This is a genomic window from Methylobacterium sp. CCH5-D2, assembly GCF_001556475.1.
GTDB lineage: Bacteria > Pseudomonadota > Alphaproteobacteria > Rhizobiales > Beijerinckiaceae > Methylobacterium > Methylobacterium hispanicum.
The window spans coordinates 1-15,169 of the sequence record NZ_LSIX01001000.1; the positions used below are offsets into that span (position 1 = coordinate 1).

Genomic DNA, 15,169 nt, shown 5'->3' on the forward strand with positions numbered 1-15,169 from the left:
GCGGCGCGGGGTCGGCCGCCGCCGTCTCGGCCGAACAGTACGAGCGCGGGCGGCCGGAGTGCGAGCGGGGTCTCGGCGACGCGGGCCGGCAGGCTGGCGCGGTCGGACTTGGCGCGGGCGCTCATCGCAGGTCCCCTGAAACGACGAAGGCCCCCGGGAGGGGGCCTTGCAAGATGCGGGTGGGGTGGCCGGAGCGGGTCCGGTACGGGGGCGGTGCCGCCGGTCGCGGCATGCTCGGTTCGTGTCGTCGGGTCATCAAGCTCTCCTGGCTGCGGACGGGGCGAGCGGCGCGGTCGTGCCAACTCACCGGCCAACACCGTCAGCATGACCGAACCGGCCATGGTTGTCAAGAATATAATCCTAATATATTGGCGCGAACGAGCGTCGTCCTGTGGCCCATACAACCCTGAATGCCGCCGCCGAACGGGGGACAACATCGCCAACGGCTCGTCTCGGGGAGGTCGCGGGCATGGTCCGCGCGGGTACCCGAGCGCGACCAGGCGGATCGTGTTGAAACCGCATCGTGTCTAACAGGCGCTCTACAGTCGCCCGGTCTCGCCGATGAGGACATTGAGCCCGTCGTCGCCGACGATGAAGGACAGAGCCGGCAGGCTCTCCAGCGAAGCGTTCATCGCCGACCGGCAGAGTTGGACGACGTCCGTGGGGCTCGGCGTCAAAGGGTGCTGCGGTGGGTGGGAATGCCATTCGCCGATGTACTGGGTCTGGTCCATGGTCCTGGCCAGCCTGCCGGTCACGTCATCCGAAAGCCCGGCGATGCCGCGCTCGAACCCGGTCGGCGACCCCTTGCTGTCCGGAGGCGCCGGCAGGGGCTCGACGAGGTGCACCTTGCGAGCGAGGCTGTCGACGATGCCGACGGCGGACCCGCCCGTCTCGCTTGGCAAGACCCCGACCCGCATCGCGACCATTTGGGCGTGCGCATCCGCGTCTACGGTGATCTCCCAATCCAGCAGGGGATACCGCGTCACCGGCGCCGTCCTCGGGTTGCTGACGCAGACCCGGCCGTCGAGGTCCACGGACCATACTCGGATCGACGCCCCAGCTTGCCCGAGCGCCTGCGCCAGACCTGTGGCCGCAAGGGAGGATAACAGGGCGATCCGGCTCTCCGGAACGCGGTTGGTGACGGCGCGGCACGCACCGGTGTACGCGAAGCGCTCCCCGACCGCCGTGAGGTGGCGCTCCAGTTCCGGACGCTGGAGCACAGCGCGGTAGTATTGCGCTTCAAGGTCGCGAAGCGTCAGGGATCGATCCTCCGGCTCGACCAACGCCACCACGGCCTCGGCAGACGGATTGAAGAAGACGCTGGCCCGCCTTCCCGGCGCGTCTAGGTCGGCCAGATGGCGGCTGGCCGCAACGGAGGCGGACGCGTCGATAATCACCGACGCCGCCGCGAGCGCCTCCTTGAGCTCGCCATTCCTTTCACCGGGCCGGAGGACGTTGACGTCGATGGATCGCGCCACCGGCGCTTCCGTGGTCGGCCTGAAGATGTAGTTCAGCCGGTTTGCTAGCGCGGAAGCCTTGATATGCCCATTCTCCATCGCGCGAAGCGTGTGGCGCGCTAGGTTGTGGGGAAGCAGCCGGTCGTCATCGACCACGGTCCAATCGAACCGGCCCTCCCGGACAAGGTACTCGGCTACGTGTGACCCGATGGCGCCGGCGCCGACCAACACGACTTTCCGAGCGTCCCGGCCGGTCCCGCCGGCCAGCGTCGCCGCCCAATCGGGATCGAACGCCCGATGCACCTGCGCCATTTGCACCTGGCACGCGACGAGTGCGGCCTCGTCGATGACGCCGGCGGGGATCGCGCGTGCGAAGCCGGACGCGGCCGCGTTTGCATGGGCATGCAGTTGTCCGAGGGCCACCCCGATCTCGCCTAACGACTTCAGCGTGATGAATACGCGTAGGTCGAGGAGCCCCGGCCTATGGCTGCCATCCGGAGCGACGACGGGAAAGGCGACGATGATGGCAAGGACCCCATGGAGCCGTGCTCGGTCCCGTTCCTCCGAACCGGCCCAGGCGCGCATCCGCTTCTTCAAGTCCCCAAGCAGGTCGACCCCTCGTTCGGCGAGAAGCGCACCAAGGGCCGCCACGTTGCGCGGTGCCTTCCTCATGCGGGACATCCGCTCGGGCGGCACGCAGTAGGTGACAGGGATCAGCCGGTTAGCGTCCGCGGTATACGGCATGGAGCCGGCCGGCATGACGGTGAAGAGTTCCGGGTCGTCCGGCGTGGTGCGGAAGCCAACGAGTTCCACGCTCTCGGCGCGCGACAGTACGGAGGCTGGAACAACGATCTTTAGCGGCGAGAGCCCGAAGAAGGGATCGACCGGCTGGTGCGGGTCGTGGAGCTCCCCGCGCGCAGCACGCCGGAACCAGAGTTGGATACGCTGGAGCATCTCGGCCGGCGTCCAGGTGAGGCGCGCTTCGTCCCAGGGCCTGTCGTCGATGCACATCGCGGCCGGAAAGCCGTCCGGCACCAGCTGCTGGTGCTCGGTATCCGGAAAACCATCCCGCAGCATCATGACCATCGGCATGGCCGCCGCTGATCCGAATACGATGCCGATGCGCTCGATGCGCTCGATCTCAACAACGGGTCGCTGTGGCGCGCCCGTCTGGACGTCTGCGACGATCATCTCGTCCCCGCCCGGGTGACGACGGGCCTCGATGACACGGGCGACCTGGACGGCCGAGTCCAGATAGGCCAGCACCGCCTTGGCTTGCGGCGAGGAAAGCCCCCGATCCGGAACGAGGGACCAATCGTCGATCCAGGCCATCGTGCTCAGCCCTGGCGCGCCGTCGACGTGGTCGATGCCGCCGCCACGCTCGGCGCGGCGAGCGCGAGGCCCACGCCATAGCGGCTGATCTCGTAGCGGACGGGCTTGGGCTTACCGACCGCAGGCTCCATCGTGACGATGAAATCGCCCTGCTTTTCGCGAACGACGCGGCGATGGTGGTTGGCGGCCTGGCGATGCGGTGGCTGCTTGTCGGCGTCCTCGACGGTGCCAGGGGTGGGAATGGGCCAACTCGGCGACACGATGGTGCAGCGCTTCCGACCCTGGGTCTCGAACAGCCACTTCACGTTCGGGACAGCCTCCGTCTCGGTCACACCCCGCTCCGGACCTAAGGACTTGTACGAGCAGTGGTGGAACAGCTTCATGAGATCCCACTGCAGCCGGTCGGCGTTGCCGTAACGGCGCGAGATGCTCACGATGTCGGTGAGGGCGAGGTAATCCACGTCCGAACCGAAGAGGGCGTAGGATTCCTCCCCGCCGTCCACGAACGTCGCCTGGAACACGATGCTGTCGCCGTTCCGGTCGACCACAGTGCCTTCGTCCTGCCGCCAAGCGAACGGGCTGTGGACGAAGAACTCCGCCGCCGCCGCGCTCGACTTCTCGTAGCCGGGCACGAGCTTGCCGGCGTCGACGAAGAGGTGCTTTCGGCTCTCGTAGTCGATGCCCTCAGCCGCCATCCAGTCCTTCAGGCGCTCGGCGCGGGAGAAGACGCGGATGCCCTTGCCCTCACGCAGGCGGTGGCGAGCCTCCTGCCGCACGAAGCGTGCGTCTCCCGTGAGGTTCGTCTCGGTGAGCGCGCAGGCAGGGACCCAGAGCTCGTCGATCTTGATGCGGTCATCGCCCTGGTAGGCGGTGGAGTGGCGCAGCCAGAAGAACTCGCCCATGCGCTGGCAGTGGTCGTCGTCCAAGTGCGTGAAGCAGACGACGTCGAATGAGTCGCGGTTCCCCTTGCGCAGGACCTTACGCAGTTCCTCGGCCAGGTCGCAGCGCTGATCCTGCGGGTCGTTCGGGTTACGCTGGTTGCCGTAGTCGATCAACAGCATCTGCTTGTTCGCGAGCTCGATGAGCGCGCCGTCCGCGTTCCCGAGAGGATAGAAGGTGACGTAGGCGGGCATGATGTCTCTCCTTGTTCCGAGGGTCAGAGCCGGGTGTCCGCCGCCGGCTGCCAGCGATGATCTTCGGGAAACAGGTCGGGCGAGTGGTTGGTCAGGACGGTGTCGGCCACCTCGAAACCGTGGCGCGCAACCCGTTCGAAGACTGCCGGGGACATCGCCCGAAGATCCGTGGGATGGCCGAGCGCCGCGCGGACGTCCGCATCTCGAAGGTAGCCATCGTAATCCCTCTCGGGCCGCACGCGCCCGATGCGGATGTCCACGTCGCGCACGGAGACGCCCATTTTGAACAGGGCTCCCCGCAGGGTCCCTCCCTCGACGTCGCGCATGAACATGCGGGAACGCAGAGCGCGGATCTGGTCGGAGGCGATGTCGAACAGTCTCGGACCGGCCAAGCGTCCCTTCAGGATGGCGAAGGGTGATGCGGCCCCGAACGGCGGGACTGGCCCCGAGGCGTCGCTGCAGATCACGAACGCGTCCGGATCGGGCGCCTGCCCCGGCTTGTAGACCGCCTCAAGGCCGAGGTTTTCGTAGGCGCCGCCGTCCCAAAGGCCGATCCGTGTCGTCGGCGGCTGCGTTCGCTTAAGCGGCTTCCGCGTCGCGGGATCGGTTTGGAACCAGCCCTCGGCGGGTAGGTCGAGCCAGAGGGCGCCCAGGACATAGGGCACCGCGGCGGAAGCGGCCGCGGCGTCGGCCAGCCTGACGTCCGGGGCATAATGGCGTCCGAAGACCCAGTCGCCCATCTCGCGAGAGGAGAACCGCCAGTTCTTGCCGCTGTGCAGGGAGGTCGTGTTGATCGACCAGCACGGCGTGGCTGGCAGGTCCATGACGCGACCTTTCACTCCCCATCGCTCGACAAGGAGGTCCGCCACCACGCTCGACCGCGCGGTCAGCAGCCTACGGTTGAAGCGCATCAACCCGGTCCAGCCAATCGCGGGGGCGGAGAACAGATCGACCGTCGTGAGCAGGCGTCGCAGGGCCGGGAAGACGCTGTCGCGATAAGTGGCCGAGCTCGGCCAGCTCAAGCCATTCGCCGACATGGCCGCAGCGACGAGGAGACTGCCGCCCGAGACCGTGGAGACGTGTGTGACCCGCTCCAGCAGGTCGTCGGCAGCCAGCCGGCGAAGCACGCCTGCGTGGAACGCGGCGGCACGGACGCCGCCCCCGGACAACGCAAGTCGGATGGGCAAGCCCTGGTCGGGCGATGCCGTATCCGAAGACGTTGCGCCCAGGGCGTCTTCGGTAGGGGTCGAAGGGGCTTTCGCGTCCATGGCGAGCTCCGGCGACGCTACCTCGTTAGCGTGTTAAAAAGTATGTCTAGACCGAACATGGGTGCGGCCGTATCGCGATGCAAGGCCCAGGTGTTACGCTACGGCGAACTTTTACGATTCTTTTTCGAGCGGCCAGGGAGACGGCGGCGGTGGCGACCTTCGGTGAGAAGATCAAGGAGCTCCGGAAGAAGGCCGGGCTGACCCTGGATCAGCTCGGCGAGATGACCGGCTCCAGCAAGTCGTACGTGTGGGAGTTGGAGAACAAGAACCCGCCGCGCCCCTCAGCCGACAAGATCGACAGGATCGCCAAGGCGCTCGGGGTGACCTCTGATTACCTTATGGACGAGCGGGCCGACCTCGCCACAGCAGAGGACGAGGCCTTCTTCCGGAAGTACAAGGGCCTGGACCCGAGCGTGAAGGAGCAGATCCGGCGCATCACCGAGACGTTCAAGAAGTAGCGCAGTGCCAACCCGACGTTGCGCCGATCCAGGAGCCCTGAGACGCTGTGCTTGAAATCGAATCGGGTCAGCAATGGCAGCGCCGGCGCACAGGTCCCCCGCAAGGTGGGCGAACCAACTCACGCAGATGCTGGACCTTGTCAAAGGCATCGACGCGGCTGACCGCTATCCCGTCGACGTCGAGGCGCTCATCATCGACTACTCTCGCAACGTCTGGCCGGGCGACCCCGTGCTGGAGATCGTGAGCGAGGAGCTTGAAGGGTTCGAGGGCGCCCTGGTCCCCGTGCGGGAGAAGGGTGGCTGGCTGATCATCAGCAACTCGGCGGCCAGGGATGGTCGTCGCCGCTTCACCGTCGCGCATGAGGTCGGCCACTATCTGCTTCACCGCCATCTTCTCCCGCCCGACGGCATTCGGTGCAAGGCGGACAGTGTCGGTCGGGCAGCCGGCCAGGACATTGAGAAGGAGGCCGACGAGTTCGCGGCCACGCTGCTGATGCCGTCCCACGACCTCCGGCGGCAGATCGACCCCAAGGCGAAGCCTACCTTAGACGAGCTTGGCGCGCTCGCCGACCGGTACGGCGTATCCCTGACCGCGGCCGTCCTACGGTGGTTAAGGCACACGGAGCGGCGGTCGGTGATGGTCGTCTCGACCGAAGGGTTCGCGCTATGGGGTCGATCAAGCGAGGCCGCCTTCAAGACGGGCCGATACTTCAAGACCTCGGGCGAACCGCTCGAAATCCCGGCTACGTCGGGCGCCGCACAGCCGCACCTCGTCGACGAGTGCCGTGCTGGCATCGCTCATCCCGCCGGGGTGTGGTTCGACGAGGAGGTCGAAGAATTCACCGTCCATGCCGCGGCGTTCGATCAGGCAATCACGCTTCTGCATCTCGGAGAGGCGCGACCGCGATGGTCGATGCCTGTCGAGGAGGTCGAACCCGACGTCGTGGACCGATTCGCGTCGCTGAAGCGCATCCGCTGACCTGTCGGCCCTTTCGACCTTGCGGATGAGCGATTTCAAGATGTTCGTCACCCTCGCTCACGAACTCGGACACATCTTTTGCGGCCATATGGGAGGCTGCGAGGCCGGCAGCTCCAAGGTCGAGAGCGGATGGCCTTCGCGGAAAGGTCTGGGCAACGACGAGAGGGAGGTAGAGGGGGAGGCGGTGGCGTACCTTGTCTCGGCACGGGCGGGCCTGAAGCCGGCCTCGGCCGAGTATCTGAGGGCCTATGCTTTGTCGGCGGATCTGACCCGGATTGACATGAACGTCGTCGTGCGTGCCGCCGCCCGGATCGAGCGTCTGGCTGGTATGTCCCATGGCATGGTGCGGTTCGCAGATTGACGGGCTTGAACCGGACCGACACCTTGAACCGACGAATGGGGCAGGCAAGCTTCTATGAGCGGCGCCAAGACACTGACGGTTGGCGAAATTCGACTGATCAAGCGGATGCTCGCGCTGAATCCACCGTTGAACAATCAGCAGATCCTCGCACACTTCACTAGGCCCGGCCGAGACATCAATCACCGTGTCATCGCCCAGATCAAGGGCGGCAGTCACTCTAACCTAGCCCCAGCAACTCTTGCCGAGGCTCACGCCTACATGGCAGCGGCGGGAACGATCATTCGCCCATCACCAGATAAATTCGTGCAGGGAGGCGTACAGGGCACCGCGTTCGAGCTAATCCTCGACTGGTGGCCGGTCGGACAAGGGCTCTTCGCGACAGGCATCATCCGCAGATTCGGCCGCGGCAGCTCAATCGGATGGGTATTCGACTGCGGCACGACGTCGACAAAGTCACTGCTCGACGACGCGATCATGTTCTACGGCGACCGACGCGACCATTGCGGCCCTGATCGGCTGAATCTGGTTACGATTTCCCATTTCGACAGAGATCACATCAGCGGCTTCGTTGCGCTGCTGAGGGGTCAAGTCGTCGAGCTAGTGCTGTTGCCTTACGTACCTCTCTGGCAAAGGCTCATGATCGCCATCGAGAACAGGATAGGCGCAACGGACGAGATTTTCGGCTTCTTCGTAGATCCCGCAGGGTTCCTCTCCGGACTTGAAGGTAGCGAGATACAACGCGTGGTGTTCGTTCCATCGGTGGACGGCGAAGGACCGAAGCCGCAGCCACCTGACGCGCCTATCGATGGCCCCGTCGACGTCGGCGACGGGAACCTCAAACCCGAGCTTGGGCAGCCGCCCGATGAAGTCTCGGACGACCTAGGCCTGACCGCCGGGTCGGACCCTCGCGTAAGCTTTCTCGCGGAGGCGGGGAGGATCGTCGTTCCGACCTTCTGGGAGTTCGTGCCCTACAACGACGCTCGAATGCTACCGCGCGTCACATCAGCGTTCCTGAGCAAGGTCGCGCCAATCCTTGACCGATTTCGCACTGACCACGCCAATCGGGTGACGGCGCTCGACGACCTAAAAGCTGCCTACGATCAAAATTTCGGGTCATTTTCGAGGCCGCGCAACCTCATATCGCTTTCGTTGTACTCGGGTCCCCTGGGCGTTCGTCAAAGCTGTCTACGGTTTGGACGTCTCATCCTGTTGGCCTTAGGGACGAGGCAAACCGATTTTCCCAACTGCACACTGGGGATATGTTTCTCGACAGTCCCCAGAGATGTGACGGCTTTTTGCAGTTCTTCGGCGACGTGAGGATCTGCCGAACGGCTATTTTCCAGGTCATGCACCATGGATCGCGTAAGAACTGGCAGCCCGACTTCGCTGAGAAGATTTCGCCCGCGGCAAGCCTGTTCAGTTCCGATCCGGGGCACAAGAGGTTCAGGCACCCGCACGCTCCCGTGCTTCGGGATTTCTGGCCGTACCATCCGGTCCAAATCGATAGGCAATCGGCCTTCCACCTGGTCGCCGACCTGATGGTTCAGTCAGGTAGGTAACGTCTGTCGGCCCTCGGGATAGACGAGTAGCGCGCCTTCGAAAGTAGCGCGTCGGCCGAAGCTGTCGGGAATGCCGCTACGGGAACGGCACCCTTCCTCAACCATCTCCGGCAGTTTCGATGCGCAACCCGTTGCCCACGCCTTGGCAAACCACCTCCCCATCCTGGCGTTCTCGATCAGGACGGAAGGGATGGCCATGACCGAGAAGAAGGGCCACGGAAGCGAGACCGCCAAAAAATCGAACGCCAAGGCCGCCAAGGAGGGCAAGTCGAACCCGCGTTCGTCGTCGGCCGCCCAGGCCGAGCTCGGCAAGGAGGGCGGCAAGAGCAAGTGACGTGGCCGCTCATGTGGGCCGACAGGTGTATCCCGTCACGCCGGATGGACGCTACTTCGTCGTTCGCGGCCGGCTCTGGCGGATGACGAACCCTTTGCTGCCGGAGGCGCGCCGGCAGGGGCTCGTCCGTGAGCTCATGGCGGCCAGGCGGGCGGTCAGGAATGCCAGGAATGCTCGCGATGAAGATGCCTCGTCGGTGGCACGCGCAAGCGTGGACAAGGCCAAGACCGCCCTCGGCGAGCGGGGGCCGCCATAGTGGAACGGCGGGTCTCCCGACCTCAACCGACACATGGTCGCCAACACCCCTTATGCGGGGGGTTCGCCTCAAGGACGGAGGATAGCTGATCATCGCGAAATGTGGCACGACATGCTGATGTTGTGGCCGCCGCTGTCAGGCGTGCTACCGTCTCTGAGACGGATATCCGAACCGGCGAACGAAGGATCTTCATCGGATGAATAAGAAATTTACGTCGGAATGGCTAGGTCTGAATATTAGATCTCAACTCTTTCCAAACGCGCAATAGCATCCGCGCGAGCTTTTAGCGAGACGCTGCCGTAACATTCGCCGACGCTCTTGGCAGACCAGCCGCAGATCGCGTCGATCACGTTGCCCGCCACGCCCGCGTCGGTGGCTATCGTGCGAAAGCGGTGCCGCCAGCTGTGATTCGGGCTTACCCCTGGATCGTCGATGTGCTCGCGCGCAGCTTCGCTCAGGCGGTTCTCCACCCCCCTGCAGCGGTCCCGCGATGCCGACCTCCGCGGTCCGGCACGAGAAATAAGCGTTCGTCGCGTAAGCCCACGACGGATGCCGGGAAGCCCATCTCGACGAGTTGTGGGTGCAGAGGTACCTCACGACCTTGCTTCGTCTTCACCTTACCCGCTTCCGGGTTGATCCAGAGCACCCATACGCCGCCGAATCGGCCCTCGTCCTCGACCCAGCGCGGGGCTCGGCGGCGGCCCCACGGAAGCTCCCCTAAGGGCACCCATGAGCGCCAGTGCTCGATGATCACGTCACGACGTTAGGTCTGTTCACGATCATGGCCCTGACGGAATTTTCTCAAGCTCACGCTTCATCGCCCTGACGTCGTACTCGCCGTATTGATCACCGACGGAGCGATGCGCGTGACCGGTGATAGCATCGGTCACATCGCCAGCGAGGCCGTGGTTGCGCGCGAGCGTCTTAAACCGGTGCCGCCAGGAATGATTCGGTGCAAGCCGTGTGTCGGTTAGCCCTAGGCTGCGCACCCATCGCCCAAGGATTTTCGTACCGTTGCCGCCGCGCTTGCCGAACTTGTCCGGTGGCAGGTCGGGAAACAGCGGACCTCCCCCGCGCCCACGTACATAGTTGAGGAGGCCTGCGGCGATGAGCGCGGAGTGCAAGGGCACGGTGCGCTCCGAACCGACGTTCTTGAGCGAGCCGGCCTCGGCATCGAAGCGCATCACCGCGACGCCGTCGACCTCGCTGAAATCCTCCACGCGTAATTGGCAGACCTCCGACAGCCGAGCGCCCGAGTATGCGCACACCAGCGGCACCCACCGCTTGACCGGGTCGCGCTCGCCCGCCGCTGCCGCGAGGATCTGAGCCGCCTCGGCGTCCTTGAAGCCGCGCTTGCCCTGGCCCGGCTTCTGCTTGACGCTGATGGTGATGCGCTCGGCTGGGTTCTCGGGAAGCCGTCTGTTATCGACACCCCAGCGCAGCACCGCCCGCACCGGCGCCAAACGGCTCTCACGGATAGTTTTGGCGGATAGTCCCGATGCCACGAGGCTGTCCTTCCAGGCGACGAGCTTGTCGGCTGTGACCCGCGTGGCATCGTCGTCGCCGAGGAACGCGGCGAGTTGCTGCATGACCCGCGTCCAGTCGTAGACCGTCTTCTCCACCGGCTTGCGCTCGGCAGCCCACCCCTTCACCAAGTCGTCGAATAGGACCTTTGCCGTCGGCGCCGGGCGCGGCGCGGGCGCTCGACCCGCGAACGGTGCACGCTCAGGCAGCGTCTCCGCCACGTCGCCGAGCGTGTGCCGTTCGAGGGCCAGACTCGCGCGCTGGATGGCCGCAGAGACCGCCTGAGCCAGCGTGCGACGCCCGTCGGCGTCGAGCTGCAAGCCCTTTTTTGCGATCAGGAAGTCGGCCTGCTTGAGGCACCACGCCTCCATGTCGTCCTCGCCCCTGTCGGCGTAGGCGCCGTGCAGAACCTGGTGGACGACGTCGGGATGGCCCCACAGCCCGACACGGCGGGGCTGCCACAGGCGCGCGAAAAGGTCGGTGCGCCAGAGATTCTGACTCGGGTTGTCGCGGTGCAGGGCGATCCAACGGTCATGGGCCGGGGCGGCTAGTTCGTGCGCCTCGCGCTCGCTCAGCTCCTGCGGGCCAGATGCGAGCGTCGCCCAGCGTGCCTCGATCTCGCGGATCGCATCAGCGAATCGGGCGCGGGCGACCTCGGGATCCTTCGTGCGAAGGCTGAGCTTCTCGATGGCTCGGCCGACAAGCGGCTGCAGCTGAGCAGGGACGGCCTTGCGGACGTAGTAGATGCCGCTGTCGGGATGCTTCCAGGGACGTGCCATCGGTAAGGGCATATGTACCACCCGAATGTACCAGTCGGGCCGTACGAACACGTTGCGTATCAGCAACTTACCGTGACGATTGAGCTTTTAGCAAGACTGGCGGAGAGGGGGGGATTCGAACCCCCGATGGGCTTGCACCCATGCCGCATTTCGAGTGCGGTGCATTCAACCGCTCTGCCACCTCTCCAACGACGCCGTCGGCGCTTCAGCACCCTGGCGTCGCATCGATGAACCGGCCCGCGGGATCGCCCGCGCGCTGGCGGGCTACGGCCGGTGTCTCGATGTCGGGGCTATAGCGAAGCGTCGGCGGTGTGGCAAGCCGGTCCGGCGCCGCTTCGGGTTCGGAAAGCGGCCATCCCCGGCAAGTCCCAGATGCCAGTTGATCCGGGCCAGCCGCAGGACCGCTCGGATCAGGCTCCCCGCTCCGCGGCGAGCGCGGCGGTGATCGTCCGGGCGAAGGCCACGGGATCGCGTGGAATGTCCCCATCCTGGATTCGCGCCAGATCGAGGAGGGTGCCCGCGGCCGCAGGCACGGCCTCGGCCTCGCCCTCGGCGAGCGCGCGGATCAGGGGATGGCGCGGGTTGATCTCCAGAACCGCCTGGCCGCCGCCGCGGCCGGCGCGGCGCAGGAGGCGCTGCATCTGCAGGTCCGGGCCGCTGCCGGCCGAGAGCACGACCGCGCTGTCGACCAGACGGTCGGTGGTGCGCACGTCCGCGACGTCGCTCCCCAGAGCCGCCTTGATCGCCGCCACGAGCACGTCGATCCCGGCGGGCGCCGCCTCGGCCTCACCCGCGGCGGGGAACTTCGAGAGGTCGAGGCCGCCCTGCGTGACGGATTGCAGCGGCTTGTCGGCGAAGCGCGCGAGCGCCTCGGGCCAGAAGGCGTCGACATGGTCGGACAGGAGAAGCACCTCCAGCCCGCGAGCCCGGAAGCCCTCGAGCTGGGGCGAGGATCCGAGTGCCTCGGCGTCGTCGGCGACGAGGTAGTAGATCGCCTCCTGGCCGTCCTTCATGCGGGCGACGTAGTCGGGCAGGCTCGTCCAGCCTTCGACGGCCGAGGAGCGGAAGCGCAGCAGCGGCGCGATCTCCTCGCGGCGCTCGTGGTCCTCGTAGATGCCTTCCTTCAGGACGGGGCCGAAATTCTCCCAGAAGCTCTGGTACTCCGCTCCATCCTTCGCGCGGGTCGCGAGTTCTGAGAGGACGCGGCCGGTGACGGCGCGCCGGATGCGGGCCAGCGCCGGCGTCGATTGCAGCATCTCGCGCGAGACGTTGAGGGGCAGGTCCTCGGTGTCGACCACGCCCTGGACGAAGCGCAGCCAGGGCGGCAGCAACTCCGCCTCGTCGGTGATGAACATGCGGCGCACGTGCAGCCGCACCTTGCTCTGCCGCTCGTTCTCCAGCGCCTGGAAGGGCTTCATGCCGGGCACGAAGAGCAGCGCCGAGAACTCGAGCTGTCCCTCCGCCCGCCAGTGCAGGGTCGCCCAGGGCTTGTCGAAGTTCATGCCGACGGAGCGGTAGAACGCCTCGTACTGCTCGGGCGTGACCTCGCTCCGCGGCTTGCGCCACAGGGCGGTGCCCTGGTTGGCCGCCTCGTCGCGCCCGTCCTGGACGATCGCGATCGGCACGGTGATGAAATCGGCCCATTTCCGCACGAGGTGATCGAGCCGGTAGGGCTCTAGGTACTCGTCCGCGTCGGCCTTGAGGTGGAGCACGATGTCGGTGCCGGGCTCAGGTCTCTCGGCGCGCTCCAGCGTGTAGCTGCCCTGGCCCTCGGACGCCCAGGTCCAGGCCTCCTCCGCGCCCGCGCGGCGCGACGTGACGGTGACGCGGTCGGCCACCATGAAGGCGGAGTAGAAGCCGACGCCGAACTGGCCGATCAGGCTCGGCCGGTCCTCGGCCCGGGCGCTCTCCAGCGTCTGCGAGAAGGCCCGCGTGCCCGAGCGCGCGATGGTGCCGAGGTTCTGCGCCAGGTCCTCGCGGGTCATGCCGATGCCGGCATCCGAGACGGTGAGCGTGCGCGCCGTCTTGTCGGGGGCGATGCGCACCTTCGCGTCGGGCGGCAGGGCGCTGGCGGCCGAGGTCAGGGCCTCGAAGCGGCGCCGGTCCATCGCGTCGGCGGCGTTGGCCACCAGCTCGCGCAGGAAGATCTCGCGGTCGGAGTAGAGGGCGTGCACCACGAGGTCGAGCAGGCGCCCGACCTCGGCACCGAATTCGTGTCGCTCCACCGTCTCGCTCACCGCAGCGCCTCCATCGCGACCGAGCCGGACCGGCCCGAAAAAACGCGGAGGCGATATGCGGTCGCGCGCGGGCGAATGCAACGGGCCCGGCGGGCGGGCGGCACGGATCGGCGAAGGATCGCTCAGGCGGCCACGAGGAGCGCCGCGCCGGCGACGCCCGAGAGGACCAGCCGCAGCCGCCCGAGCCAGCGCGGAACGATACCGCGCCGGGGCATGTCCTGATCGACCAGGCCCCAGGCCAGGACGAGGACGCCGAGGATGCGCAGGTCCCAGGGGGCGGGGGCGGCGAGCGCCGCCCAGGCGACCAGCGAGGGCACGATCGCCAGCAGGTAGTCGCCGCTGCCGGCGTTGCGCGCGGCGGCCGCGCCCCAGCGGATCCCGCCGAGGAAGGAGGCGATGACCGCGCCGTAGGCCGAGAGGATCGTGCGCGGGCTCAGGCCCAGCGTGCCGAGCCCGCCGTCGTTGCCCGCGACCGACAGGGCGGCGAAGCCGAGGAAGGGGATCAGCCCGGCCACGCCGAGGATGACAGCCCCCATCGGGACCGGATTCAGGCGCGCCATTCACCCTCCGCTCGGCCGCCGTCCGCGGACCGGCGGGGCCGCGGCAAGATCGCGGCCGACATGGCCGCGACGGGACCGTGCGGCGCGAGCCGCACGGCCAAGCGTTATACGGATGCCGCCGGGAGGGGTTCCCGCATGCGGCGACCCGCCCCGTCAGACACCGCGGGCGCGCGAGGCCGGGGTGAAGGCGGGCGCGCTGGGCGCGGGCGCGCCGAGCAGCGTCATCGCCCCGCCCCCCTCCGGCGCCTGCGGCGGCTCGTTCACCACCGGATCGAGCTTGCGCGGCTTGAAGGTGGCCGCCAGCGTCTTGGCGCTGGCGAGATCGGCCGGGCCGAGCTTGTTGGCGACGTCGTCGCGCTTGCGCCCCGCGTCCTCGTCGCCCTGCGCGGCGGCGGCCGAGAACCAGACGTAGGACTGCACCAGATCCTGGCCGAGCCCGAGGCCGCGGGCGTAGAGCACGCCAAGGTTGTACTGGCTGTCGCGCAGGCCGTACTCGGCGCCCTGCCTGAACCACGAGGCCGCCGAGGCGTAGTCCGGCTTGCCGTTGGCGCCCGGGCTCTCGGCGTAGATCACCGCAAGGTTGTGCATGGAGCGGGCATGGCCCTGCTCGGCCGCGCGGCCGTACCAGAGCTTGGCCTGGGCGAGGTCGCGCACCACGCCCGAGCCCTTCTCGTAGTGGCCGCCGAGCTTGTACTGGGCCGGGGCGTAGCCGGCGGAGGCCAGCTTCTCGAACAGCTTGGCGGCGAGCGCGAGGTCGCGAGTCAGGCCGCGGCCGTCCGCGGCGCGCGCGGCGAGTTCCCACGCGGCCGCGCCGTCGCCGTCGAGGACCGCCTGGCGCAGCTTGGCGAGGCCGGCGGGCAGGCCCGAGAGGTCGCCCGAGAGGCTGACGGCCGCCGAGATCCGGGGCGGTCCGGAGCGGGCGCGGCCGGGGG

General features: G+C 67.1%; 13 protein-coding genes and 1 tRNA gene. 5 read left to right on the forward strand and 9 right to left on the reverse strand.

What is annotated here, in order from left to right; translation table 11 throughout:
* Positions 1–539 precede the first annotated feature (539 nt).
* From AX737_RS37560 to AX737_RS37550, 3 genes are read right to left on the reverse strand one after another with little or no spacing between them, the layout of a single operon-like run.
* Complete coding sequence (locus AX737_RS37560; protein ID WP_066925975.1) at positions 540–2,789, reverse strand: ThiF family adenylyltransferase; 2,250 nt, start codon at positions 2,787–2,789, stop codon at positions 540–542.
* Positions 2,790–2,794: 5 nt separating this feature from the next.
* Entirely contained in the window at positions 2,795–3,922 is a 1,128-nt protein-coding gene (locus tag AX737_RS37555; protein WP_066925972.1) for a hypothetical protein, read from the reverse strand.
* A gap of 23 nt (positions 3,923–3,945) precedes the next feature.
* Complete coding sequence (locus AX737_RS37550; RefSeq protein WP_082773280.1) at positions 3,946–5,190, reverse strand: patatin-like phospholipase family protein; 1,245 nt, start codon at positions 5,188–5,190, stop codon at positions 3,946–3,948.
* A gap of 149 nt (positions 5,191–5,339) precedes the next feature.
* On the opposite strand from AX737_RS37550, the gene AX737_RS37545 reads away from it, so the two are divergent.
* From AX737_RS37545 to AX737_RS37525, 5 genes are all read left to right on the forward strand, one after another.
* A complete protein-coding gene (locus AX737_RS37545; protein WP_066925969.1) occupies positions 5,340–5,648 on the forward strand; it encodes a helix-turn-helix transcriptional regulator in 309 nt (102 codons plus the stop codon).
* A 127-nt stretch (positions 5,649–5,775) separates the two neighbouring features.
* Complete coding sequence (locus AX737_RS37540) at positions 5,776–6,627, forward strand: ImmA/IrrE family metallo-endopeptidase (protein ID WP_197430713.1); 852 nt, start codon at positions 5,776–5,778, stop codon at positions 6,625–6,627.
* A 25-nt stretch (positions 6,628–6,652) separates the two neighbouring features.
* Positions 6,653–6,988 carry a hypothetical protein gene (locus tag AX737_RS37535; protein ID WP_066925963.1) on the forward strand — a complete coding sequence of 112 codons (336 nt, stop codon included), beginning with the start codon at positions 6,653–6,655 and terminating at the stop codon, positions 6,986–6,988.
* 54 nt (positions 6,989–7,042) lie between these two features.
* Entirely contained in the window at positions 7,043–8,305 is a 1,263-nt protein-coding gene (locus tag AX737_RS37530; RefSeq protein ID WP_156453938.1) for a hypothetical protein, read from the forward strand.
* Between the two features lie 438 nt (positions 8,306–8,743).
* The gene (locus tag AX737_RS37525; protein WP_197430712.1) at positions 8,744–8,881 is read left to right on the forward strand and encodes a hypothetical protein; all 138 of its coding nucleotides are present in this window, start codon (positions 8,744–8,746) and stop codon (positions 8,879–8,881) included.
* 492 nt (positions 8,882–9,373) lie between these two features.
* Here the strand turns inward: AX737_RS37525 and AX737_RS37520 are convergent, their stop codons facing one another.
* The 6 genes from AX737_RS37520 to AX737_RS37495 form a co-directional block, all read right to left on the reverse strand.
* Positions 9,374–9,607, reverse strand: coding sequence for a hypothetical protein (locus AX737_RS37520; protein ID WP_156453937.1), 234 nt, complete (start codon positions 9,605–9,607; stop codon positions 9,374–9,376).
* Positions 9,608–9,916: 309 nt separating this feature from the next.
* A complete protein-coding gene (locus AX737_RS37515) occupies positions 9,917–11,440 on the reverse strand; it encodes a site-specific integrase (RefSeq protein WP_238229922.1) in 1,524 nt (507 codons plus the stop codon).
* A gap of 97 nt (positions 11,441–11,537) precedes the next feature.
* A tRNA-Ser gene (locus AX737_RS37510) sits at positions 11,538–11,627 on the reverse strand.
* Positions 11,628–11,850: 223 nt separating this feature from the next.
* Complete coding sequence (gene htpG / locus AX737_RS37505) at positions 11,851–13,677, reverse strand: molecular chaperone HtpG (RefSeq protein WP_066925957.1); 1,827 nt, start codon at positions 13,675–13,677, stop codon at positions 11,851–11,853.
* Positions 13,678–13,799: 122 nt separating this feature from the next.
* Entirely contained in the window at positions 13,800–14,237 is a 438-nt protein-coding gene (locus tag AX737_RS37500; protein ID WP_066925955.1) for a DUF3429 domain-containing protein, read from the reverse strand.
* Positions 14,238–14,390: 153 nt separating this feature from the next.
* Positions 14,391–15,169, reverse strand: a 779-nt coding sequence (locus AX737_RS37495) for a tetratricopeptide repeat protein (protein WP_197430711.1), incomplete at its 5' end; no start/stop codon positions are given.

Excerpts from the sequence above, each read along its gene's own strand:
- AX737_RS37530 (WP_156453938.1), top strand. The coding sequence starts at position 7,043 with ATGAGCGGCGCCAAGACACTGACGGTTGGCGAAATTCGACTGATCAAG.
- AX737_RS37555 (WP_066925972.1), bottom strand. The coding sequence starts at position 3,922 with ATGCCCGCCTACGTCACCTTCTATCCTCTCGGGAACGCGGACGGCGCG.
- AX737_RS37525 (WP_197430712.1), top strand. The coding sequence starts at position 8,744 with ATGACCGAGAAGAAGGGCCACGGAAGCGAGACCGCCAAAAAATCGAAC.
- AX737_RS37560 (WP_066925975.1), bottom strand. The coding sequence starts at position 2,789 with ATGGCCTGGATCGACGATTGGTCCCTCGTTCCGGATCGGGGGCTTTCC.
- AX737_RS37515 (WP_238229922.1), bottom strand. The coding sequence starts at position 11,440 with ATGGCACGTCCCTGGAAGCATCCCGACAGCGGCATCTACTACGTCCGC.
- AX737_RS37550 (WP_082773280.1), bottom strand. The coding sequence starts at position 5,190 with ATGGACGCGAAAGCCCCTTCGACCCCTACCGAAGACGCCCTGGGCGCA.
- AX737_RS37500 (WP_066925955.1), bottom strand. The coding sequence starts at position 14,237 with ATGGCGCGCCTGAATCCGGTCCCGATGGGGGCTGTCATCCTCGGCGTG.
- AX737_RS37540 (WP_197430713.1), top strand. The coding sequence starts at position 5,776 with ATGCTGGACCTTGTCAAAGGCATCGACGCGGCTGACCGCTATCCCGTC.
- AX737_RS37535 (WP_066925963.1), top strand. The coding sequence starts at position 6,653 with ATGAGCGATTTCAAGATGTTCGTCACCCTCGCTCACGAACTCGGACAC.